The 20,763-nt window shown below is 39.1% G+C and carries 21 protein-coding genes and 1 tRNA gene; 7 read left to right on the forward strand and 15 right to left on the reverse strand.

Annotated elements, in window-relative coordinates; translation table 11 throughout:
• The first annotated feature begins 3 nt into the window (after positions 1-3).
• Positions 4-1,185 carry a serine hydrolase domain-containing protein gene (locus DI076_RS11215; protein WP_108959949.1) on the forward strand — a complete coding sequence of 394 codons (1,182 nt, stop codon included), beginning with the start codon at positions 4-6 and terminating at the stop codon, positions 1,183-1,185.
• A 4-nt stretch (positions 1,186-1,189) separates the two neighbouring features.
• Complete coding sequence (locus DI076_RS11220) at positions 1,190-1,501, forward strand: hypothetical protein (RefSeq protein WP_100726106.1); 312 nt, start codon at positions 1,190-1,192, stop codon at positions 1,499-1,501.
• A gap of 7 nt (positions 1,502-1,508) precedes the next feature.
• On the opposite strand, the gene DI076_RS11225 is transcribed toward DI076_RS11220, so the two are convergent.
• From DI076_RS11225 to DI076_RS11235, 3 genes are read right to left on the reverse strand one after another with little or no spacing between them, the layout of a single operon-like run.
• Positions 1,509-2,426 carry an energy transducer TonB gene (locus tag DI076_RS11225; protein ID WP_108959950.1) on the reverse strand — a complete coding sequence of 306 codons (918 nt, stop codon included), beginning with the start codon at positions 2,424-2,426 and terminating at the stop codon, positions 1,509-1,511.
• Positions 2,407-3,411 carry a Holliday junction branch migration DNA helicase RuvB gene (gene ruvB, locus DI076_RS11230; protein WP_174705075.1) on the reverse strand — a complete coding sequence of 335 codons (1,005 nt, stop codon included), beginning with the start codon at positions 3,409-3,411 and terminating at the stop codon, positions 2,407-2,409. The genes DI076_RS11225 and ruvB overlap by 20 nt, the downstream gene beginning before the upstream one ends.
• A gap of 22 nt (positions 3,412-3,433) precedes the next feature.
• On the reverse strand, positions 3,434-4,582 hold the full coding sequence (locus tag DI076_RS11235) for a trypsin-like peptidase domain-containing protein (RefSeq protein WP_174705048.1): 1,149 nt from the start codon (positions 4,580-4,582) through the stop codon (positions 3,434-3,436).
• Positions 4,583-4,705: 123 nt separating this feature from the next.
• On the opposite strand from DI076_RS11235, the gene DI076_RS11240 reads away from it, so the two are divergent.
• Entirely contained in the window at positions 4,706-5,263 is a 558-nt protein-coding gene (locus tag DI076_RS11240; protein WP_108959953.1) for a DJ-1 family glyoxalase III, read from the forward strand.
• On the opposite strand, the gene DI076_RS11245 is transcribed toward DI076_RS11240, so the two are convergent.
• The 8 genes from DI076_RS11245 to rpsT form a co-directional block, all read right to left on the reverse strand.
• Entirely contained in the window at positions 5,260-5,619 is a 360-nt protein-coding gene (locus DI076_RS11245; RefSeq protein ID WP_100715761.1) for an STAS domain-containing protein, read from the reverse strand. The genes DI076_RS11240 and DI076_RS11245 overlap by 4 nt on opposite strands.
• Before the next feature lie 44 nt (positions 5,620-5,663).
• Positions 5,664-7,265, reverse strand: coding sequence for a carboxyl transferase domain-containing protein (locus tag DI076_RS11250; protein WP_108959954.1), 1,602 nt, complete (start codon positions 7,263-7,265; stop codon positions 5,664-5,666).
• Between the two features lies 1 nt (position 7,266).
• Positions 7,267-8,172: an alpha/beta fold hydrolase gene (locus DI076_RS11255; protein WP_108959955.1), complete on the reverse strand. Its 906-nt coding sequence runs from the start codon at positions 8,170-8,172 to the stop codon at positions 7,267-7,269.
• A 3-nt stretch (positions 8,173-8,175) separates the two neighbouring features.
• Positions 8,176-9,207: a GlmU family protein gene (locus DI076_RS11260; RefSeq protein WP_108959956.1), complete on the reverse strand. Its 1,032-nt coding sequence runs from the start codon at positions 9,205-9,207 to the stop codon at positions 8,176-8,178.
• Between the two features lie 3 nt (positions 9,208-9,210).
• Positions 9,211-11,046, reverse strand: coding sequence for a glutamine--fructose-6-phosphate transaminase (isomerizing) (glmS, locus tag DI076_RS11265; RefSeq protein ID WP_108959957.1), 1,836 nt, complete (start codon positions 11,044-11,046; stop codon positions 9,211-9,213).
• Complete coding sequence (glmM, locus tag DI076_RS11270; protein WP_108959958.1) at positions 11,031-12,407, reverse strand: phosphoglucosamine mutase; 1,377 nt, start codon at positions 12,405-12,407, stop codon at positions 11,031-11,033. The genes glmS and glmM overlap by 16 nt, the downstream gene beginning before the upstream one ends.
• Positions 12,408-12,512: 105 nt before the next feature.
• Positions 12,513-12,585 (reverse strand) — tRNA-Val (locus DI076_RS11275).
• 104 nt (positions 12,586-12,689) lie between these two features.
• A complete protein-coding gene (gene rpsT / locus DI076_RS11280; RefSeq protein ID WP_100715767.1) occupies positions 12,690-12,965 on the reverse strand; it encodes a 30S ribosomal protein S20 in 276 nt (91 codons plus the stop codon).
• A gap of 120 nt (positions 12,966-13,085) precedes the next feature.
• Between rpsT and DI076_RS11285 the strand changes: the two genes are divergently transcribed.
• The 4 genes from DI076_RS11285 to DI076_RS11300 are packed head-to-tail and all read left to right on the forward strand — an operon-like array spanning position 13,086 to position 16,842.
• A complete protein-coding gene (locus DI076_RS11285) occupies positions 13,086-13,370 on the forward strand; it encodes a hypothetical protein (protein ID WP_108959959.1) in 285 nt (94 codons plus the stop codon).
• Positions 13,367-14,509 (forward strand): LIC_10450 family protein, encoded by a 1,143-nt coding sequence (locus DI076_RS11290; RefSeq protein WP_108959960.1) that lies wholly within the window; start codon positions 13,367-13,369, stop codon positions 14,507-14,509. Before DI076_RS11285 ends, DI076_RS11290 begins: the two co-directional genes overlap by 4 nt.
• Positions 14,506-15,300 carry a hypothetical protein gene (locus DI076_RS11295; protein WP_108959961.1) on the forward strand — a complete coding sequence of 265 codons (795 nt, stop codon included), beginning with the start codon at positions 14,506-14,508 and terminating at the stop codon, positions 15,298-15,300. The genes DI076_RS11290 and DI076_RS11295 overlap by 4 nt, the downstream gene beginning before the upstream one ends.
• Positions 15,301-15,315: 15 nt before the next feature.
• Entirely contained in the window at positions 15,316-16,842 is a 1,527-nt protein-coding gene (locus tag DI076_RS11300) for a thiolase C-terminal domain-containing protein (RefSeq protein WP_108959962.1), read from the forward strand.
• Positions 16,843-16,906: 64 nt separating this feature from the next.
• Here DI076_RS11300 and DI076_RS11305 read toward each other — a convergent pair whose 3' ends face one another.
• The 4 genes from DI076_RS11305 to DI076_RS11320 all read right to left on the reverse strand — a co-directional run bounded on the left by DI076_RS11305 (position 16,907) and on the right by DI076_RS11320 (position 20,763).
• Positions 16,907-17,395, reverse strand: coding sequence for a hypothetical protein (locus DI076_RS11305; RefSeq protein ID WP_108959963.1), 489 nt, complete (start codon positions 17,393-17,395; stop codon positions 16,907-16,909).
• A gap of 340 nt (positions 17,396-17,735) precedes the next feature.
• On the reverse strand, positions 17,736-18,761 hold the full coding sequence (gene pheS, locus DI076_RS11310; protein WP_108959964.1) for a phenylalanine--tRNA ligase subunit alpha: 1,026 nt from the start codon (positions 18,759-18,761) through the stop codon (positions 17,736-17,738).
• Positions 18,758-20,152 (reverse strand): UDP-N-acetylmuramate--L-alanine ligase, encoded by a 1,395-nt coding sequence (locus DI076_RS11315; protein WP_108959965.1) that lies wholly within the window; start codon positions 20,150-20,152, stop codon positions 18,758-18,760. Before DI076_RS11315 ends, pheS begins: the two co-directional genes overlap by 4 nt.
• Positions 20,149-20,763: a hypothetical protein gene (locus tag DI076_RS11320; protein WP_108959966.1), complete on the reverse strand. Its 615-nt coding sequence runs from the start codon at positions 20,761-20,763 to the stop codon at positions 20,149-20,151. The genes DI076_RS11315 and DI076_RS11320 overlap by 4 nt, the downstream gene beginning before the upstream one ends.

Raw genomic sequence — 20,763 nt, forward strand, 5'->3', positions numbered from 1 at the left:
TCTATGAAACAAATTCTGATTCTATTTTTTGTTCTTTTTACAATCCAATGTAGTAAAGACCTTTCTCCCTTCGGTGGAGAAGTAAATGTATCTCCCCTCCCCAAACGTATCAAACCTGAATGGCCAAATCCAAATTGGAAAATTGTCACTCCAGAATCAGTAGGTGTTTCTTCCGCAAAACTCAAATTAGTTGAAGAGTATGCCTTCACACGAACTGGTGATGAAACAGATAGAAAAGGTAGGAGAACCGATGCCGTTGTCATCCTTCGGAATGGAAAACTCATTTATGAAAAATATGCACGTAATTTTAAGGAAGACAAACTTCACTTAACTTGGTCAGTTTCAAAAAGTATTTTACAGACAATGTATGGAATTGCAGTCAAAGATGGACTGATCAAGTTAGATGACCCTGGATATTATCATTATGAACCACTCAGTAGAGATGAAGCACATAAAAAAATCACCATCCGTCATCTTTTGAATATGTCTTCCGGTCTTGCAGCGGAAGAAGGGTATGAAAGTGGTCCACTCAAATCTTCTGTGATTGCTATGTTGTATACGAGGGGCCGACAAGACATGGGGAGTTTTTGTGCGAACCTTCCCCTTCGCGCCGAACCTGGAACACAAGTATATTACTCCAGTTGTGATACCAATATCCTTTCTGCGATATTGAAGAAAGTATATGGCAAAGAAGAATATGACAAACTTCCCTTTGAAAAAATATTCAAACCACTTGGAATTTCTAATGTAACCTTTGAAAGAGATGCTTCTGGAACATATGTAGGATCTTCTTATCTATATATGACAGCAAGGGATCTTGCCAAGATTGGATACTTATATTTAAACGATGGTGTGTGGAATGGAGAGAGATTTTTACCAGAAGGTTGGTTAACATTCACAAGGACACCTTCCCCTGGTTATAAAACTACTCCCTATTCAGATGATTTATCTCAGGATAATTACACTGCACATTGGTATGCCAATACGGGAGTTCCTGATCGAGGAATCCACGAACCTTGGCCTGATGCTCCCAAAGATACCTTCGCTGCTCTTGGACATTGGGGACAAATGATGTATGTGATTCCAAGTTTAGACCTCGTTGTAGTTCGGTTTGGTGATGACCGCGAAAAAGCGTTTATCAAAAATGAATTTTTAAAATTGATCAAGGAATCAGTGATTCGGTAATCTTATGAAACGTAAAATTTCAATTTTCTTAGCTTTATTCTTTTTAATTGTTTTGTTTTGGTCACAATGGAATTGGAAACATCTATCGAGTTTTCCTTCTATCATTTCCAGTTTTTACTCAAAAGAATACTGTAGTTGTTACTTTGTGATGGAGTTATCAGAAGAACAGTGCCATGATTTCGCAAGACAGTGGGTTCCCATCAGTGAATTTAAATTAGACAAAGAAAATCAATCTGTTACCGTAAAAGGTCTTGGTAGAACCAATACAGCAAAATTCCAATCCAAAGAATATGGTTGTACCTTACTGAATGAATGAGTAACCCTTAGCGGTAATAACGCATCCCAGGAAAAATAAAATTGATGCCAAAGATTAATCCTTTGGCCTTCACTTCTTCTGGGACGGGACCAAAGTTTTGACCTCGTATTGAATCTAAACATGCTTGGTCGACAACAACTTGTCCTTGAGAAGAAACCAAACGAACATCCAAAACTTGTCCGTGTTCACTTAACATAAACAATACTTTAGTTTCTCCTTCCTTAATTCCTTCTCTGGCAACAATTCCTGCCATATCACGATAGGCATAGTTTCCACCACCAGGAGGAGCAAAGGATTCTTCTATCCGTTTTAACATATTTTTGAAATAATAATAACCTGCTAATTGTTTGGTGGGAATGGTAAGGGCTTTTGCTCCGTCCCAACGAAATAAGAAATCTTGTTGGAAACGATAATTAAATGGAATTTTTGTCATCTGACCAGCGTTTGCAGCTTGGTTCGGACGTTCCTCAGAATTGGAATTGGTTTTTGGGTCTGCTTTAAAAATACCAAATTCAAAAAGTTCATCTTCCTTGGATTCTTCTGATTTTGGTTGTGTTTTACTCGGAGTGGAAGTGGCACTTCCCATAATGAATTCTCGGAATTGTGTTAATGTATGAAACCCTTGTTTCTCAGTGATCCCTCCACCACCCGCCGAATCCTTGTTAGACAAAGCTTTGTATTCATCTTTTTTATCAGGATTGATGAACTGTTGCTCTACTAATACTTCGTATATTTTTTCTTGTTCTTTGGGGCCTAGGTTTTCGAGAGTTTGTTCTTCTGCCCACATCTTCCACAACATATTCCTCGTGATGAGGTGAGCCAAAAAAAAGGAAGCAAGTAAGATCACAAATGTGAAAGCAAAAAAGAGACGTTTTTCCCCTTCTTCTTTTTCGGGTAATCGGAAATCAAAAGAGAGTGGGGCCATTTTCACGATTTTCTCCCGTATTTCCAATATAAGGAAGTCCTAAATGTTCGTAAGCTTTTTTCGTAGCCACACGACCTTGCGGAGTCCGGTCGATGAGGCCCACGCGCACAAGGAAAGGTTCATACGTATCTTCGATGGTTCGTTCTTCTTCCCCTAGGACAACGGCAATTGGTTTGATTCCGACGGGTCCACCCCCATAACGAGAAATGAGAATGTCGAGGATTTGCCTGTCCACGGCATCAAGTCCCAAATGGTCCACTCCCATACGTTCAAATGCATAACGACATGTCTTTAAACTAACAGATGTTTCGTTGTTTACTTCTGCAAAATCCCGAACCCGTTTTAAGAGATGGTTGGCTATCCTTGGGGTTTTTCGACTTCGTTTTCCCACTTCCATCGCTACACCTTCGCCGAGGTTCACTCCAAGTAATTTTGCCGAACGATCTACGATGACTTGCATTTCTTCATCTGTATAAAAATCAAGTTTGAGGTGGATGCCAAACCTTGATTTTAAAGGATCACTGACAAGCCCTGACCTCGTTGTGGCACCCACTAAGGTAAATGGTTGGAGTTGGATTTGTAAGGCATTGGCGGTAACACCTTCTCCCACGACCAAATCCACAAAAAAGTTCTCCATGGCAGGGTATAAAAGTTCTTCCTGTTTTTTGATAAATCCATGGATTTCATCGATGAAAAGGACTTCGTTTGTTTTCAGTAAGGTAAGAAACCGAACCAAATCAGCACCTTTCGAAATGGCCGGTGCCGAGGTGGGTGTAAACGCAACTGCCAGTTCGTTGGCTATGATATTCGCGAGGGTCGTTTTCCCAAGTCCAGGGGGCCCCGAAATGAGAACATGGTCGAGTGGGCTCTTTCGTTTGCGAGCCGCCTCAACATATACCGATAGATTGGCCAGAACCTCTTTTTGTCCAATGAACTCAGACAGTTTTGTGGGGCGAAGGTTTGGTTCTTCTTCGCCCGCTTGCATCCAATCTTCTCGTAAACTCACCTCAATTGGGTTTCTTCTCTGGAGTGATGGACGTCAAGATTTCATTTTTATTTCGAATGATTTTTAGTTCGATACGTTTGCCAATCGGAGACGCTAAAACAAAACTAACCAATTCTTCTGGGGAACGGACAGGTTTTCCATCAAAACTGATGATGACATCATTTAATGTGAGCCCTGCTTTGTCCGCTGGGGATCCTTTTATAATTTGGCGTATGATGGCACCTTTGTTGTCTTTTAATTGGAACTGGCGGATGTCTTCTTCTGCAATATTGTCAACACCTGCTCCAATCCAAGCTCTGGTGACCTTTCCATTGGTTTTGATCTCTTCGGCAACCCTTCTTGCTTCGTTAATCGGAATGGCAAATCCAATCCCTTCTGATCCACCTGATTGGCTCACAATCATACGGTTGATCCCCACAACTTCTCCACGGATATTGAGCAGTGGTCCTCCGCTATTCCCTTGGTTGATCGCTGCATCCGTTTGGATGTAGGAAAGTCCAGAAGTATCAAGTCCTCCGCGTTGGATCGCAGAAACAACACCAACAGTAAAGGATTGTTCGAGTCCAAGCGGCGCACCTATGGCAATCGCCCAGTTCCCCACTTTCACTTTATTAGAATCACCAATCAAACTTGGGGTGAGACTTCCTTTTGGTGCACTGATTTTTAAAATCGCAATGTCTGCTGTTGAATCCGAACCAATTAATTTTGCTTCGAATTCTTTTTTGTTTTTTAACCTAACAGTGAATTTATCCATGTTTTGGATCACGTGATGGTTTGTCATAATGTAACCATCTTCGTTTAACACAATTCCAGATCCAAGACCTGAAAGTTTTTGTTGGCGTGAACTCCTTCTTGGATCTTGTCTGCCAAAAAAATATTCAAAAGGGTGGAGTGGAACATTCACGGTTCCTTCCGTTGCAATGGAAACAACACTGGGAGAAACTCGATCAAATACTTCTTGGAAAGCATCTTCGAGAGCAACCGCTTGGGTTTGAGCCGGTGATAATTTTTCTCCACCATCTGCTTTGAGTTGTAACGGGTTCTCGTTTGAATTTCCACACGTCAATATGGGAGACAAAAATGTCCCAAGTAATAAAAAGCTGAACGCAATGGCTATATATCGTAAAGGATTCGTTTTTTTCTCAGTCATAGACAATGAACACTCTCTCCTATTCTATCAGACCCCAGAAATGGGGGGAAAGTTCCCATTTCTTGGAATCGTTTTTTCATAAAAAAACTTGAACATTTTGTAACAAGCCAAACAAGTCATTGTATGGCAACTCAGGTTTTAATTCCCCTATGCCCTGGTTTTGAAGAAATGGAAGCAATCATTTTGATTGATGTCCTGCGGCGAGGAAACGTAAACGTTGTCTCTATCAGCAAATCGAAAGAACCAGTGATTGCATCGCGTCATACGCTCCACCTGGCAGACAAAACATTTTCAGAAATCAATCCAAATGATTTTGATGCCATTGTTCTACCAGGAGGTCTTAACGGCACAAAGAACTTAATGGCAGAACCTGAAATCGAATCTCTATTACATTCCTTCCACCAATCGAAAAAAACAATTGGTGCCATCTGTGCTGCTCCTGCTGTTTTACGAAAGTTTCAGATTCTGTCAGGAGAAAATCCATATACTGCGTTTCCATCGCCTGAGGATTTGGTGAGTGGTGCCGGTGGAAAGTATACAGGGAAACGAATAGAGTCGTATAACCACATCCATACGAGTGTAGGGCCTGGATCTGCTTTTGAATTTGCTTTGTATCTTTTAGAATTATTCGAAGGGAAAGAGGTAATGGAAAAGGTAAAACAGGGATTGTTATTACCCTAGTCCGTATGCGTGTTACGTTCCTTGATCATGGAAGTGACTGCCATCTCTTCTGTTTCAAATACTTCTAAGTGACTTTCCATGCCAGTCATCTTAAAAACTTTTGCAACGGAACCATGCACACTGCATACTTTTAAATTGCCATGGTATTTCTTTAATTTATACATCGCGGTTACGAGGGTTCCTATTCCAGAACTGTCCATAAACGGAACTTTTTCCAAATTCACAACAATCTCGTATTGGTGTTTGCGCATTTTGTCATCTAGAATGTCTTTTAATTCTTTTGCATTGTACAAATCGACTTCACCTTCAATGGTGATGACAACTACCTGATTGGAAGACGTTTCGTGAATGACCATTTGATGTACGTTGGCTCCTTAAAAAGAAATGAAAAGGAAAAAAATTACATTCTAAAGACACCGAATGGTTTTCTTTCTTCTTTTCTTCTACTGAGGATAGACAATGCCCTACCCAAAATGTTGCGAGTGTCAGCAGGATCGATGATTCCATCATCCCATAACCTCGCCGAACTGTATACTGCAGACGATTTTTTTTCATAATCATCCAAAATTGGTTTTTTGAATGTGGATTCTTCTTCAGGAAGGATGGTTTCGCCAGCTGCTTCTTTTTGGTCTTTTTTAACAGTCCATAAAACATTGGCCGCTTGTTCTCCACCCATCACAGAAATACGTGCATTCGGCCACATCCATAAAAATTCAGGAGCAAAAGCACGGCCACACATACCATAATTTCCTGCACCATACGATCCACCAGTAACAATCGTTAACTTGGGAACTGTGGTTGTTGAAACAGCATTCACCATCTTTGCCCCATCACGTGCGATCCCATTATTTTCATATTTTTTTCCTACCATAAAACCAGTTATGTTTTGGAGGAACAATAATGGGATCCTTCGTTGGTCACAAAGTTCAATAAAATGAGATGCTTTTAGTGCAGACTCAGAAAACAATACTCCATGATTGGCAATGATTCCAACTGGATAACCATAAATTTCAGCAAAACCTGTTACGATTGTCGTTGCATAAAGTTTTTTAAATTCATGAAACCGTGAACCATCTACCAAACGAGCAATGATTTCTCTAGGATCATATGATTTTCTAGAATCACGTTCAATGATTCCATAAATTTCCTCAGAAGGATATAAAGGTTCTTCTGTTTCTTTCGATTCGTTTCGATTTTTTGTATTTAAATTTTTGATGATGGATCGAGTAATTTCTAATGCATGAAAATCATCTTCTGCATAATGATCAGTCACACCCGAGATACGACAATGAACATCAGCACCACCTAACTCTTCTCCTGTCACCACTTCACCTGTTGCTGCTTTCACGAGTGGTGGTCCACCCAAAAAAATAGTTCCATTTCCTTTTACAATCACAGATTCGTCAGACATTGCAGGAATATAAGCACCACCAGCCGTACAAGATCCCATAACAACCGCTATCTGAGATATTCCCTTTGCGCTCATTCGCGCTTGGTTAAAAAAGATTTTACCAAAATGATCCTTGTCGGGAAACACTTCATCTTGCATGGGCAAAAATGCACCACCCGAATCTACTAAATAAATACATGGTAAAGAATTGTTTTCTGCGATCTCTTGTGCTCTTACATGTTTTTTGACTGTTAAGGGATAATATGTTCCCCCTTTGACGGTTGCATCATTGGCAACAATCATACAATCTACACCTTCTACTTTTCCAATCCCTGTGATAATTCCAGCAGATGGAACTGGATCGGGGTAAACACCTTCGGCAGCAAGGCCACAAATTTCCATAAACTCAGTATCTGCATCTATCAATTCACTGATTCGTTCACGAGCAGTAAGTTTACCTCTTGATTTATGTTTCTCAAGGGCTTTTTTACCACCACCTAACTTCACTTGCTCGATAATCTTTCGAATTGGTACAAGGGTTTCTAAATAAGTAGTTCGATTTGATATAAAATCGGATGAGAGTGGATTAATTTTTGAGATCAGTCTTTCCATATTAGTCCTTATTGTTTTTGTTAAAATGGAATGTTTTTGTTTTTTTATGAGAAAAACTATCTACGAAATAATGAAGTTTTTCGAAGACAACTGTTGGGCATTCTTCCATAGCTAGATGTTTACAAGGCAAAAACACTAAACTACTAGTCCTTAAAGTTTCTTTCATGTATTCTGTTTGGTTTGGAGAAATGCGAAAATCTTCTTCCCCAATATAAATTTGTCGTAATCCAACAAATTGTTTGGCACCCTCTTCAATCTCACGAAGGGCATGAGTTGACCTGTCTACATTACGAATGAATTCTAACGTGTTCTTGCGATTTTTTCCTTCAAATAACAAGTGATACATGGTCTTTTCCCATTCACTTGTGAAATGATGGCCTTTTTTCACGAGAAACCATTTATAAAAAAATCGAAGTAGTGGCGGGCGAAACAAAAAAGAAAAAATTTCACCAATGATTGGCAATCTTAGAAAATGTAACGGAAAGTAGAATTTAAATTTAGGTAAGTTCATAAACCCACCCAATATGGATAATGACTTATATTGGTTTGTTTGGTCTTTAAATGCAAAACACATAATTGGTAATGCATAATCAAAAGCGACAACGTGTACTTTTTTATCACCCACAACTTTCTCTAAAAAAGGAGATAAATAATGAGCTTGTAATCGATGTGATAAAGGACCGTCAGGACGACTACTAAATCCAGTTCCTAAAAAATCCAAAGCTAAAACACGGTAGTGAGTCGATAACAATTCAATCAGTTTACGATAGTTATAGGAAGTGGTCAAAAAACCAGGTAACAGGAGGATGATTTCATCTCCTTTTCCTTCATCTAAATAAAAAAAACTTAAACCATCAATTTCAACAGATTTTCCGGAATTGATATGCGCCAACAAACTAGGTGTCATGTTTCACTCCGTACACTTTCCATAAAGTTTTCTCAGATAAAAATCTTCGAATTCAAATAAATTGATACTTCTTCGAGCCATGATTTTTTTTGTATCAAATAAAAATTCTTCAAGTCGATAAAGACCACCTGGTCTGATCCAAGTAAAAGGAGGAACATACCCTTGGATCCTTGACTCAACGATATTACTAGCGATATCAAATACTGTACCTGTGTTAGACATCACACCAATCGCTAACTTCGTAAATGGACCAATGATAGAACCAAATTTGATAGTTCCAGTGTTAACGACCGAATCACCTATCTTTAGTTTTACGATCCCATAATTATTTTTTAAGTCACTAGTTGTTGATAAAGCTCCTAAGTTGACCCAATTAGAAACAAAACTATGACCCAAAAAACCTTCATGGTGTTTATTGGTATAATCCAAAATAATAGAATTTTCTACTTCGCCACCGATACGGCATTGGTTTCCGATTAACGTGCCACCAGTGATTCGTGCATTGTCAATCTGGCTATTTTTACCAACAAACAATGGTCCTTCTAAAAAACTAAAGGAGGAAATTTTGACACCATCTTCGATGAGGATTGGTCCATGCGTTGTATCAAAAACAACTCCAGGATACACAGTGGCACCTGCATGGATGTATAAATGTTTGTCTTTTCCTACTATGTGAAATCCAGATTGTTTTGCTTTGTATTTTTGCCTAAAACGTTTCCATTCTTTTTCGATGGTAAGTGTGTCCTCAATGATGGATGTAACTGTTCCCAGTAACTCCCAAGGCAAAAAAGAGTCTGCACTATAAATAGAATCATACGAATCTAAGTTAGCTGGTATTACATGAGGATAACGATTAAAAATTAATGTTTCGAAATCTTCGTTGGGACCTTTGTAATGAATTTTGGCACCAGGGTATTTTCTTTCTAACTTTTCAAGAAGTGTCATCCCTCCCAAATTCCATTCAAAAAAAGAATGGAACCTGGAAAGTGGTTCTAGTGAAGGATTTCGTTTGGAATCATCTAATAGGAGATTCACATTTTACTCCACAGTTACAGATTTTGCTAAATTCCTAGGTTGGTCCACATTACATCCCCTAAGGATTGCTATGTGGTAAGATAAAAGTTGTAATGGAATTACTGCGAGCAAAGGAACCAGTGCATCTGCAGTTTTCGGAATTTCGAATGTAAAGTCTGCCATTCCTTTGATTTCTGTATCTCCTTCCGTAACAACTGCAATGACTTTTCCTTTTCTTGCTTTTACTTCTTGGATATTGGAGATCACTTTTTCATAGGAACTATCCTTTGTAGCGATGAAAACAACAGGCATATCTTCATCAATGAGTGCAATTGGGCCATGTTTCATTTCGGCTGCAGGATAACCTTCTGCATGGATATAGGATATTTCTTTTAGCTTTAATGCACCTTCCAAAGCAACTGGGAAGTTAAATCCACGTCCCAAATAAAGGAAGTTAGATGCACGATAAAAATGTTCAGAAATATTTCGAATCTCTTCATCTTTGGTTAATATTTTTGCCACTTTATCAGGAATGGAATCAAGCTCTAATAAAAGTGTTTGGTAATCAGACAAGGAAATTGATCCTTTTTTTAATCCCAAATACAAAGCCATCATCGTAAGAATGGTCACTTGTGATGTAAATGCTTTGGTGGAAGCAACTCCGATTTCAGGACCTGCATGTAAATAAGCCCCTGCATGGGATGCCCTTGCAATGGAAGAACCAACAACATTACAAACACCAAAGATCAGAGCACCTCTTGATTTGGCTAGTTCAATCGCTGCAAGAGTATCTGCTGTTTCTCCAGATTGAGACACTGCAATGACCACATCTCTTTCTGTTACGATTGGATTTCGGTAACGAAATTCTGATGCATATTCTACTTCTGTTGGAATCCGTGCCAGGTCTTCAAATAGATACTCTCCAATGAGTCCAGCATGCCAAGATGTTCCACAACCAACTAATATCAATCGATCTGCATTTAGAAATCGATTTAAGTATTGGTCAATCCCACTTAAGAACAAATGGTGTTCGCGTGAAACCAATCTTCCTCGCATTGCATCTTGGATTGATTTTGGTTGTTCAAAAATTTCTTTGAGCATGAAGTGAGGGTAACCACCCTTTTCAATGTCTTCTAAATCCAATTCTAATTTTTGAATGAAAGGAGTTTTGGTTACATTTTCTAAGTTTTTAACAACCAAACTTCCGTCTTTGATGATGGCCATTTCTTGGTCATTGAGATAGGTGACATTGTTTGTGTATTCAATGATCGGAGTTGCATCAGATGCAACAAAGTATTCATCTTCTCCAATACCAATGACCAAGGGTGATCCTTTTCTTGCGGCAATCATACTCCTTTCATTGTCTTTGGATAGAACAACAATTGCATAAGCACCAACAACTTCGTTTAAAGCAAGACGAACCGCTTCCTCAATGCTACATTGGTTTTGTTTTTTAATTTCTTCAATTAAGTGGATGAGGACTTCGGAATCAGTATCGGACTTAAAAACGTGGCCGTTACTCTCAAGTTCCTTTTTAATGGAACTGTAATTTTCAATGATACCATTATGAATAATGGCTAACTTACCATCTGAACTTGTATGTGGGTGCGCATTACGATCATTAGGCTCACCATGGGTCGCCCAACGAGTGTGCCCAATTCCAAGGCTAGCTTCTAATTTTCGATTCCCAATTTCGGTTTCTAAGTCGGCAACTTTTCCTTTTTTTTTGACGATTTCCAAACCGCCATTTAACAAAGCAACACCGGCACTATCATAACCTCTGTACTCTAATCGTTTAAGACCTTTGATAATGACAGGTAATGCCTGTCTTTTTCCTAAATAACCTACGATTCCACACATTGTTTTACCCTCTTTAAGGTAGATTCCAAATCGGATTTGGATTTTGTTTCTGTTATAACTCGAAAGATTGGTTCCGTATTGGAAGGTCGAATGTGGATCCAAGAATCAGAAACATACATCCACAATCCATCTTTATCGGAAATGAGTTTGGGAGAAAACTCAGATTGAAATTTTTCATATAAAGTTTCTAAGGACATTCCCTTTGCCAGAGGGAATGACTGTTTATCCATATATAAGTTCGGTAACTCATCCATAAGTGTATCAATGGACTTCCCAGTTTCTGCCATAATGTTTAGGATATGTGCAATTCCAGATAATGTATCACGACCAAAGGAAGGAATGTTTGGATCAATGATACCACCATTGCCTTCTCCACCAAATACTGCTTTGGTTTTGATCATTTCTTCCACAACATTTGCTTCACCTACTTTACTTCGGATCACCTCTCCACCAAAACGAGAGGTTACCTCTTCATTTAAAAAGCTAGTCGAAAGGTTCACAACTACCTTCGACTTCTTTTTGTTTGAAGAGAGAACATTCATCAGGGCAAGAGGAAGAGTGTATTCTTCTGAAATGGCTCCTCGTTTTGGAGTGAATAAAACTAACCTGTCAGCATCTGGATCAAGAGCAAAACCAATATCCGCTTTGGATTTTTTGAAACTTGGTTCTACTGTTTTTAATGCTGTCGCCGTAGGTTCTGGAGGACGAGGAAACGTTCCATCTGGTTTACAATTATGTGAGATTACTTTACAACCTAACATCTGTAAAAACTTGGGAACTACATAAGACCCTGCTCCACCCACTGCATCCACAAATACTGTGAACTTTTTCTTTTTGATTTTGTTTACATTCACTCGTTTTAAAACTGATGATAAATGTAAGTCGATATAATCTTCACCTGAATCGATAGTACCTTTAGGGGAAATTTGTTCTTTGGTATAACTTCCTGATTGCAGGATCGAAAGTAATTTTTGATTTTCTGCTGCTGAAAAGAAAAACCCTTTTTTGGAAATAAATTTAAACGCATTCCATTCCATAGGGTTGTGAGATGCAGAAATCATAATCCCACCATTTGCTTTTGCTAAATTGACAACTGCTTTCGTTGTGGGTGTGGGGACAAGACCCAAGGTTAATACAGAACTTCCAGAGGCTAACAAAGCAGAGGTGAGAAGGGATTCTAAATAAGGGCCACTGGGTCGTGAGTCCCTTCCAATCACTACAGTCCCACCATTCATGATGGTTGCAAAGGATTTTGAAAAAGCGAGTGCTTCCTCCAATCCAAAACCTTGTCCAATTTTTCCCCGAACACCGGAGATCGAAATCATAAGGGAGGACAGATCATACTCTTTTGTAAAATGCATACAATACTATCAAGGCTCGTGGATTCGCACTGTAAGTCTATCTTTTTGCTTTGTGAGATGTGTCTGTGATGTGGAAATAAAAAATAGAGTGTGAGGTAAACGGTTTGGGCGATGACAGGATTGAACTGCCGACCCGCTGCTTGTAAGGCAGCTGCTCTCCCAGCTGAGCTAATCGCCCGTTGTTATGACCAGTAAACTAGGTGTTCGAATTCTGTAAATGAGAAATAGAAATAAAAAAGGCCACACTATGGTGGCCTCATTCCAAGGTGCTAAAAGCGAATGTTAGGCGGCTTTTGCCTCAATTGAATTGATGCGAAGGGCCATACGAGATTTCTTACGATCTGCATTTTTTTTATGGATGAGTTTTGTTTTCGCTGCACGGTCCAATTTGGAAGAAAGTTTTGAAAATACAGACAATGCTTCCGTTTTGTCGCCAGACTTAATGGCTTTAATGAGAAGGCGTGCGTAAGTGCGTAATTCACTACGGTCTTCCCCATTTCGCTCTTTTCTACGAGCAGTTCTACGGATGTCTTTTTTAGATGATTTTAAATTAGCCAAGGAATGTCCCCTATGAGGAATTTTTACTTATCTTTTGAGTACCACTCTGACGGTCAAGGCGAAAGAGAAAAAAATGAGAACCAAATCCCCCGGTTCGAACCTCCTTCCTAAGAGGTTTGTATGTTTTCTGCACTGATCTGGATTGATTCCGAACTCTATAAAATTTTGAAAGAACGCCGCTTAGACTTAGGCCTTGTCATAAAAATGGCTATCTTATCCTTAAAGTTAGAGGGTTTGGAACCTGGGGTCTTTCCTAAAGGTGAGATGGGGCATTATGAGAGGTTGGAATTATCGCGGTATGATTTTTTTACATTAAGTATGATTTCTAGGGAGAAGGAAGTTGACCCGAACGTGTTACTCTCATATGCTTTCACAGAAGCTTTGTTGGAAATTTTGCGATTGTGACTCCTGAAAAATCAAAATATCATTATATAAAAATTGATTCGATTTCAGATATCGACCCTCTTAAATTATCCATTTCACAGATCCAACAACGTTATATTGACAAAGATAACAATCGTTATGCCCTAAGATTCAACAAGGAAATCCGTAGGATTGAGATCCTAAAACTAGTAGGAAATCATTTTGAGCTTGTCCCTCACCACCAGACAACAAATTCCAAAGGAGAAGGAGCACCAAATGAGGCAAAACCAGGGAACCAGACCCAACCAACCCCTCCACCCATCATCTCAGAGGACCTTCGTGCCAATCCAATTTTAGGGAAATTAATTTCCACACCAGACCCAAAACCAAGCACACCTGATACAACCTCCAAACCAATCGAGATTTCCAAAGACAAACTTTCTCCAGTCGTTGAAGAAAATCTGATGCGTGAGGATGTCGATTTGGATATCTTTGATGGGGAAGAACCTCCGAAGCCAGAAGAAACTCTCTCTCACGATGGGCTTTTAAATACACCCGAACCTCCAAAACCAGAGGAAGAGATCGACCACACTCAAATCAATGCAAACACCAGACTCGAAGAAGGGTCAGGGGAAAAAACAGCTCAACAACGAATTGATGATTTTTTAAAAATCATTGCCACTTACAGAGAAAGAATCACTGCCATCATTCGCAACTTACAATCCTCTCGTATTTTTGAGCTCACTGGAGATCCTTCCGAGAATAAAAATATTGTAGGGAATTTTTCCAGAGAAATGGAAGCAACCGTATTTGAAGCCATCGATAAAATGATCGATCTGCATAAAGAAATGACCTCTTATCCTCGTCCAATTACCTATTACATTTCCAAAGCACCTGTGGAAAAACGCGAAGAGATGAAATTAATCGAATCTGATAAAGAAAAATTAAACAACCTTCACTTGTTTGAAATGCAAAGGCATACAGATTCGATCATCAAAGATCTTAAAAAATTGAGTTTGCAGTTATTGAATATATTGAATCTCAAAAATGAAATTCAAGTCAAACAATTACAGTATGCAAACCAGTTGATGTATGTGGATGCAAAGAACGCGTCTCTTTATTTTGCACAGGATTTAGACAAAACCATTTTGGAAATTGAACACTGGAAACAATCGAAATGAAAGAACTGTCAGAAGCAGAAACAAAAGCCATATTAGAAAAAATACGATCAGAATATAGAGAACATGGAAAACTCAATCCCAAAGCTTTTGACCAAACTGGTTTTGAACAACGATACTTACAAGTATTGAAACTTCGTGGAAACATTTCAAAATTTCTCACAGAAGAAGTTACCTTTTTAGAACAACTCAAATCAAAATTCCAAGAACTTGCGGCCAAAAAAGAAGCTGCAAAAGCCCAAACACTCAATCGCATTATGGATGAATCAATTGAGAAATTGGCCAAATACAAAAAGGTGGACTTCCATCCTTTGGCAAAAGTAGAAACTCGTTATTTTTACGGTGCTATGTTGGATTTTACAGAAATCGAACTCCCTGTCCTCATTTATATTTTTAAGGGAACACCTGAATACACACATTTACAAGATGCAGTTTTACAAGTGGAACGAATTGGACTCACACGCCGAGGACTACCTTCCATGAAAATGCAAGAGTTCATGAAAACCTTGTTAGATGCCAATGGCAACGCTATCGTGATTGAAAAGGCATCCCAAAATCTTTTAAAAGACGGATGTATTGCCCTAAAGAATATCATTGTGGCTGTGCAAGATCTGACTGCCAAAAACAGAATTAATCCAGATATGATTGTCCAAGTGAATGAAAAAGAATACCCGAATTCCTTTAATGCATACAACGGCAAAAAGTTTGGAGAAAGTTTGAACCGTATCACTGAACGATGCAAACAAATCATACAAGATTTTCGAATGAATGCGTTGATGAATATCGAAGGTTGATTCATATGTGGCTTCATGGACCCTATTTTACTTGGTGTCAGCGACACAATTGAATCAGAATTTGATGCGGAAGTTTATAAAAACCTAACTCCCCTCGAGAAATACCATTCCTTACTTTTTAACTCAGTAGACAAACTGTTTGGATTCTTAGGAACCGACAGAGAAAAACTTAAACCCTATCTCACTGATTTTGTTTCTGTTGAAGCCCAATCCCTCGGTAGAGAAGGGTATGGGTTTACGATCAAAGATGCAAACGATATGGGATTTGGAGGTCTTGCCTGCCATACGGTGGACCTCGGTGGGGCAAGTGTGGGTGGTGCGATCCAACAAGCACATACCATTGTAAAAGCCAATCCCTATGCTGTTGTACTTGTAGCAGCGGCTGATATTCCAAAGTCAGTATTCAAACAGGTATCCGATCTGAAACGACTCACAGCGACTGTTTGCCATAAAGATTGGGAGATGCCGTATGGAGCTACACTCATTGGTCTCTATTCACTGTTATGTGAACGAATGATGTTTGATACTGGTGTGACAAGTGATGACTTAGAAGAGATCACAAAACACTTTCGATCATTAGCGGAAACCAATCCTCGTGCCTTCCAATTCCAAAAACCATTGGTGGAGAAACAACTTAAAAAACCACTTTCGGGTGTTTATAGCACACCGATGATTGCCATAGTCACGGATCATGGATTTGCAACCCTCATTACTTCTGAAGCCATGAAACAGAAGTTAATCGAAAAGAAAGTAATTAAATCCGATGCCAAACACATCTATGTGATTGGTTCTGGACATAGTGCCCATGCCGAATACCTGATCCAAAAGAAGGATTTAAAAAGTCCAGCGGGCCTTGCTTGTGAGAGAGCTGTCGCTTCGAGTGGAATCAATCGATCAGAGATTGAATATGCGTGGATTTATGATTGTTTTACAGGGATGATCATCCATGAAGCTTCCTGGTATTTTGGAGTGTCTCCAAAAGAAACGGCTACTGCCCTTCGCCAAGGGAAAATCTCGAATGGAACCAAAGAAATCCCGATCAATTTAGGTGGTGGGATTTTAAATTACCAAGCAGCCATGGCACTTTCCGGGGCAACAGGACTTGTGGATGTTTGTAGCCAATACGGACTTTCTGTCCATCCTCTGCCGAATGTGTTAAGTGAACCACCTAAGGTGAGTTTGCTTGGAGGGAATGGTGGAATTGATAGCATCAACTCTGTGATCCTTTTTTCCAAAGAGAAAATGGAAAAAACACCAAAAGAACCGATGAGCTTAAAACCGTTAGAAGTGAATGTTCCAAGTCCAAAGGAAAAGGAAAAAGCCACCATTCTTTCTGCAACAACGATTTACTTCAATCCAGGCGGAGAAAAAAAACCACCGTATCTCATCGTCTGTTCCACAAAAGACAATGGAGAAATGGTTCTCACCAATCTTTATGACAAAGAAGGAAAAGAGATCGTATCCAAAGAGGAATTGGCGCTGGGAAAAACCAAAGTGGAATTCCAAATGATCGATGGAAAAATCCAAGCGGTGGTGGTGTGATAAGCAAGATGTAATTTAGAAAGAAAAAGCCACCACCTAACCTCATGGTGGCGATTTCGCTTATTTATGGTTCTGAATAAAAACCAGAAACCAATGACTGTGTTACGATGAAACCACTATTGAATTTTTCTAAATTATAAATGATCCCAACAGGATAAGCAACTGTGCCAATGTATGCCGTGCCACCGAATAAACAACTTCCCCCATTCGTCTGCACGTAGAATTGGACCGGCTGCCTTATTTGGATGTTTGCTTCAACCATAGGAACATTTATTTTAGTTGATCTAGTATTGGATCGAACCGTTCCAAATGAGTAAACAGAAGGAAGTCCAGCTATACTTTGGGTGTTGTCGTTACACTGATCGTTTGAATATACCTTAACTGTTGTGTCTGCATCAAGTTGGTTATGAATTTGCAGATAAGGATTTTTTGCAATCGAGCTAGTCACAAGTAATGTATTAAATAGATCCTTATCTTTTTTTTCATCATTTTGATTGATGTTACAATTGATCAGATTGAGAGATATGATGAGTTTAATAATAATGTTTTTCATTTAACTGTATCAATAGAATATTAGAAATCATTAAAGCAGAAAATGGTTCCTAATATACACCAAGGATTTTCAGAGTTTGTAAGTTGTCAATAAACGCCAAACGAGATGATGGTGGGTCAGAACGTAATTTACGGTAAAACTGGCCAAAAATTCCGTTAAAAACGTTTTGATTCAATTTTTTTTATAAAATTGAAACTAAGAGGGATTTTTTTAAAAGATACATTCAAAAAAACCAGTGAGGATTGTTTGTCCTTCACTGGTTTTCGTAGTCGCTTACGGATTGAATCTGATGGAATGGGCTTCACACAATTCCATACGATTGGAATCGAAACTTTATAATCTAAAACTGTTTCAAAAAACGTAAGTTCCCCGATTGGAAATAACGTATGTCATGGATTCCGTACCGCATCATCACCAATCGGTCAAGTCCCAGTCCAAAGGCAAATCCTGTCCATTTTTTGGAATCTAGGCCAGCGGCTTCTAACACATTCGGATGCACAAGCCCACAGGGTAGAAGTTCAAGCCATCCCGATTGTTTGCAAACACTACACCCATCTCCATTACAAACAAGGCAATTGATATCGAGTTCAAACCCAGGTTCCACAAATGGAAAGTATCCTGGGCGGAGTCTTGTTTTGATTTCCTTACGGAACACACGAGAGAGAAGTGTTTCCATTGTATAAATCAAATGAGCAACCGAAATGTTTTCTCCTACCACCATCCCTTCCACTTGGTAGAAGGTATTTTCATGTGAGGCGTCCACTTCTTCATACCGAAACACACGACCAGGTGCAATGATACGGAAAGGTGGTTTTAGTTTTCGTAGGGCACGCACTTGGATGGCTGACGTATGTGTCCTTAGCAAATTGCCATCCACCGTATAAAACGTATCTTGCATATCACGTGCTGGGTGGTCGTCCGTAAAATTTAAGGCACCAAAATTGTTTTCATCCGTTTCCACTTCGGGTCCATCCATCACAGAAAAACCCATGGAAGTAAAGATGTCTTCGATCTCGTATTGGATTTGGGAAATGGGATGTAAACTCCCTCTTTCTTTTTTCGGAAGTGGGCGGAGTGTATCAAAAAATTCCTTTCCCAATTGGTTCTCGTAAAAACTTTCTTTGAGGGAAATTCGTTTGGTTTCTACAAAGGATTCGAGACGTGTTTGTGCTTCGTTTGCTTCTTTTCCAACTGTCTTTTTTTCTTCCACGGAAAGAGAAGCAAGGCCTTTGAGGACAGAGGTAAGTTTTCCCTTTTTACCGAGAAACTGGTTTTTAAATGCATCTAACTCTTGTTCATTGGTTGCAGAACTTAATACAGTTTCAGCCTCTTTGACGAGTGATGCGATTTCTTGGGATAGGCTCATATTGATTCTCGTGATTCCATTAAGGATTTTAGTTCAGAATAAATTCCACCAAACGCACCATTGGACATGGCAAGAATGATGACTTTGTCTTTTTTGTATTTTGGTAAGATCTTTTTCAAAAGAGAAGGAATGTCTTTAGGAGATGGAGCGTAAACAGACTCTTTTTTAGTATTGGTTTTAATGTCCTTTACCAATTTTTTCACATTGAGGCGAAGAGACTTACTCACTTTGTCCACTTGGTAAACTTCGGTGACAATACTCACATCACTTCCTTTGAAACATTTGGCAAAATCTTCTTGGAACACATTTCTGTGGGATGTTGCACTTCTTGGTTCAAAAAGAGAAATGATTTTGTAACCTGGATAGGCTTCTTTATGTGCTTTGATGGTTTCCTGAATGGCAACAGGGTGGTGGGCAAAGTCTTCCACAAGTAAACTCATGTAGGACACATATAGGTTTTCTTGTCTACGTTTGACACCAGGGAATGTTTCTACTGCTTCCAAAATTTCTTTTCGTTTTTGAGGAGCAATTTCCAAACAAACACGCACAGCTACTTCCACATTTCGGTAGTTATGTGATCCTATCAGAGATGGTTTTAATTTGGATTTAGTGCGGATCTCTGTTAAAATTCCTTTTTCATATTTAAAAATAGAATTTTTATCACCTAACTCAAAAGTTTCGACAGGTGCATGTTGGTAATCTTTTGTAATTTCACTTAAATTTTTGGAACCTTTCCAATAAAAAACCTTTCCACGACTAGGCACTAAGTTTAACAACCGTTTGAACATGACTTTAATCGCATCCAAATTGGCAAAAATATCAGCATGATCAAAGTCAAGTGCATTCATCACAAGGTAATATGGTCTATAGTGTAAAAACTTGGAACTTTTATCAAAGAAAGCGGAATCATATTCATCCCCTTCGATGACAAAATAATCACCCTCTCCGAGAGCAAATCCAGGGAATCCATCTTTACGGATTCCACCTACAAAGAGGCCGGGTTTTAGACCAATGGATTCTAAAATCCAATGTGTGAGAAAAGTGGTAGTGGTTTTGCCATGAGTCCCAGAAATCACAATTGGCTTTTTCCCTTTCAGAAAAAAATGCCCGATGGCTTCTGCCATACTCATGTATTCAATCCCTGTGTTTAATACTTCTTCTACTTCAGGATTCCCACGTGAGATGGCATTTCCGATGATGACAAGGTCTGCCCCTTTCACATTCTCTTTGCGATAACCTGATTTAGGTGAAAGACCCCACTCCTCTAATTTGTCTGACATTGGTGGGTATAGGTTTTGGTCTGAACCAGAAACATCATGACCTTGTTGTTTGAGCATATATGCTAAATTGCCCATAGCAATTCCGCCAATTCCAACCAAAAATATCTTCAAAAGAGTACCGTCCTAATGAGGTTATAAAGGAATAAAGGAATCGAAAGTAGAACCAAAAAGAATAAGACTACTTTCATTAAAAAAAACAAAAAATCAAAAGAACTCCAAGTCCTTCGAATTGATAAATAAAAATAAGACAAATGTAAAGAATATAGGAAACCAACAGCTAACATAAATAAGGGGATTGGTGCTGGAAAAATCCAAAAGATTGATGTAGCAGTAAATGCCAAAAAGGATATGATAAAAACATGAGGTTCCGGTCCCTCCCAATCTTTTGTACGATCGCGCATTTGGTGGTACATCCGAAAACTATCCACAAGCCGAATGACAAAATAGAATCCAAGGTAAAAAAAGAAAACAGTTCCAACCCCTTGGGTATAAGTGATTCTTGTCTCCTCTTCCACAAATGAAACTTTAAAAATCAGAATTTGGATGCAGTTGCCAAGAAACTTTGCAAACGGTGCAAGTAACATCAACTGCAAATGAGCAAACCATAGGTCACGCCCCCCCAAATCTGCTTTGTGGTAATACGATTCAAAAGCAGACATTGGGGAATAAAACAAATCACGGATGAGTTGCATCCGTTGTGTGATGGTTGAAACTTTTTGCAC

The organism is Leptospira ellinghausenii (assembly GCF_003114815.1).
Taxonomy (GTDB): Bacteria; Spirochaetota; Leptospiria; order Leptospirales; family Leptospiraceae; genus Leptospira_A; species Leptospira_A ellinghausenii.

Coding starts and splice junctions, on each gene's coding strand:
- DI076_RS11215 (WP_108959949.1), top strand. CDS start 4: ATGAAACAAATTCTGATTCTATTTTTTGTTCTTTTTACAATCCAATGT.
- DI076_RS11220 (WP_100726106.1), top strand. CDS start 1,190: ATGAAACGTAAAATTTCAATTTTCTTAGCTTTATTCTTTTTAATTGTT.
- DI076_RS11225 (WP_108959950.1), bottom strand. CDS start 2,426: ATGGCCCCACTCTCTTTTGATTTCCGATTACCCGAAAAAGAAGAAGGG.
- ruvB (WP_174705075.1), bottom strand. CDS start 3,411: ATGCAAGCGGGCGAAGAAGAACCAAACCTTCGCCCCACAAAACTGTCT.
- DI076_RS11235 (WP_174705048.1), bottom strand. CDS start 4,582: ATGACTGAGAAAAAAACGAATCCTTTACGATATATAGCCATTGCGTTC.
- DI076_RS11240 (WP_108959953.1), top strand. CDS start 4,706: ATGGCAACTCAGGTTTTAATTCCCCTATGCCCTGGTTTTGAAGAAATG.
- DI076_RS11245 (WP_100715761.1), bottom strand. CDS start 5,619: ATGGTCATTCACGAAACGTCTTCCAATCAGGTAGTTGTCATCACCATT.
- DI076_RS11250 (WP_108959954.1), bottom strand. CDS start 7,265: ATGGAAAGACTGATCTCAAAAATTAATCCACTCTCATCCGATTTTATA.
- DI076_RS11255 (WP_108959955.1), bottom strand. CDS start 8,172: ATGACACCTAGTTTGTTGGCGCATATCAATTCCGGAAAATCTGTTGAA.
- glmS (WP_108959957.1), bottom strand. CDS start 11,046: ATGTGTGGAATCGTAGGTTATTTAGGAAAAAGACAGGCATTACCTGTC.
- glmM (WP_108959958.1), bottom strand. CDS start 12,407: ATGCATTTTACAAAAGAGTATGATCTGTCCTCCCTTATGATTTCGATC.
- DI076_RS11285 (WP_108959959.1), top strand. CDS start 13,086: ATGTTTTCTGCACTGATCTGGATTGATTCCGAACTCTATAAAATTTTG.
- DI076_RS11295 (WP_108959961.1), top strand. CDS start 14,506: ATGAAAGAACTGTCAGAAGCAGAAACAAAAGCCATATTAGAAAAAATA.
- DI076_RS11300 (WP_108959962.1), top strand. CDS start 15,316: ATGGACCCTATTTTACTTGGTGTCAGCGACACAATTGAATCAGAATTT.
- DI076_RS11305 (WP_108959963.1), bottom strand. CDS start 17,395: ATGAAAAACATTATTATTAAACTCATCATATCTCTCAATCTGATCAAT.
- pheS (WP_108959964.1), bottom strand. CDS start 18,761: ATGAGCCTATCCCAAGAAATCGCATCACTCGTCAAAGAGGCTGAAACT.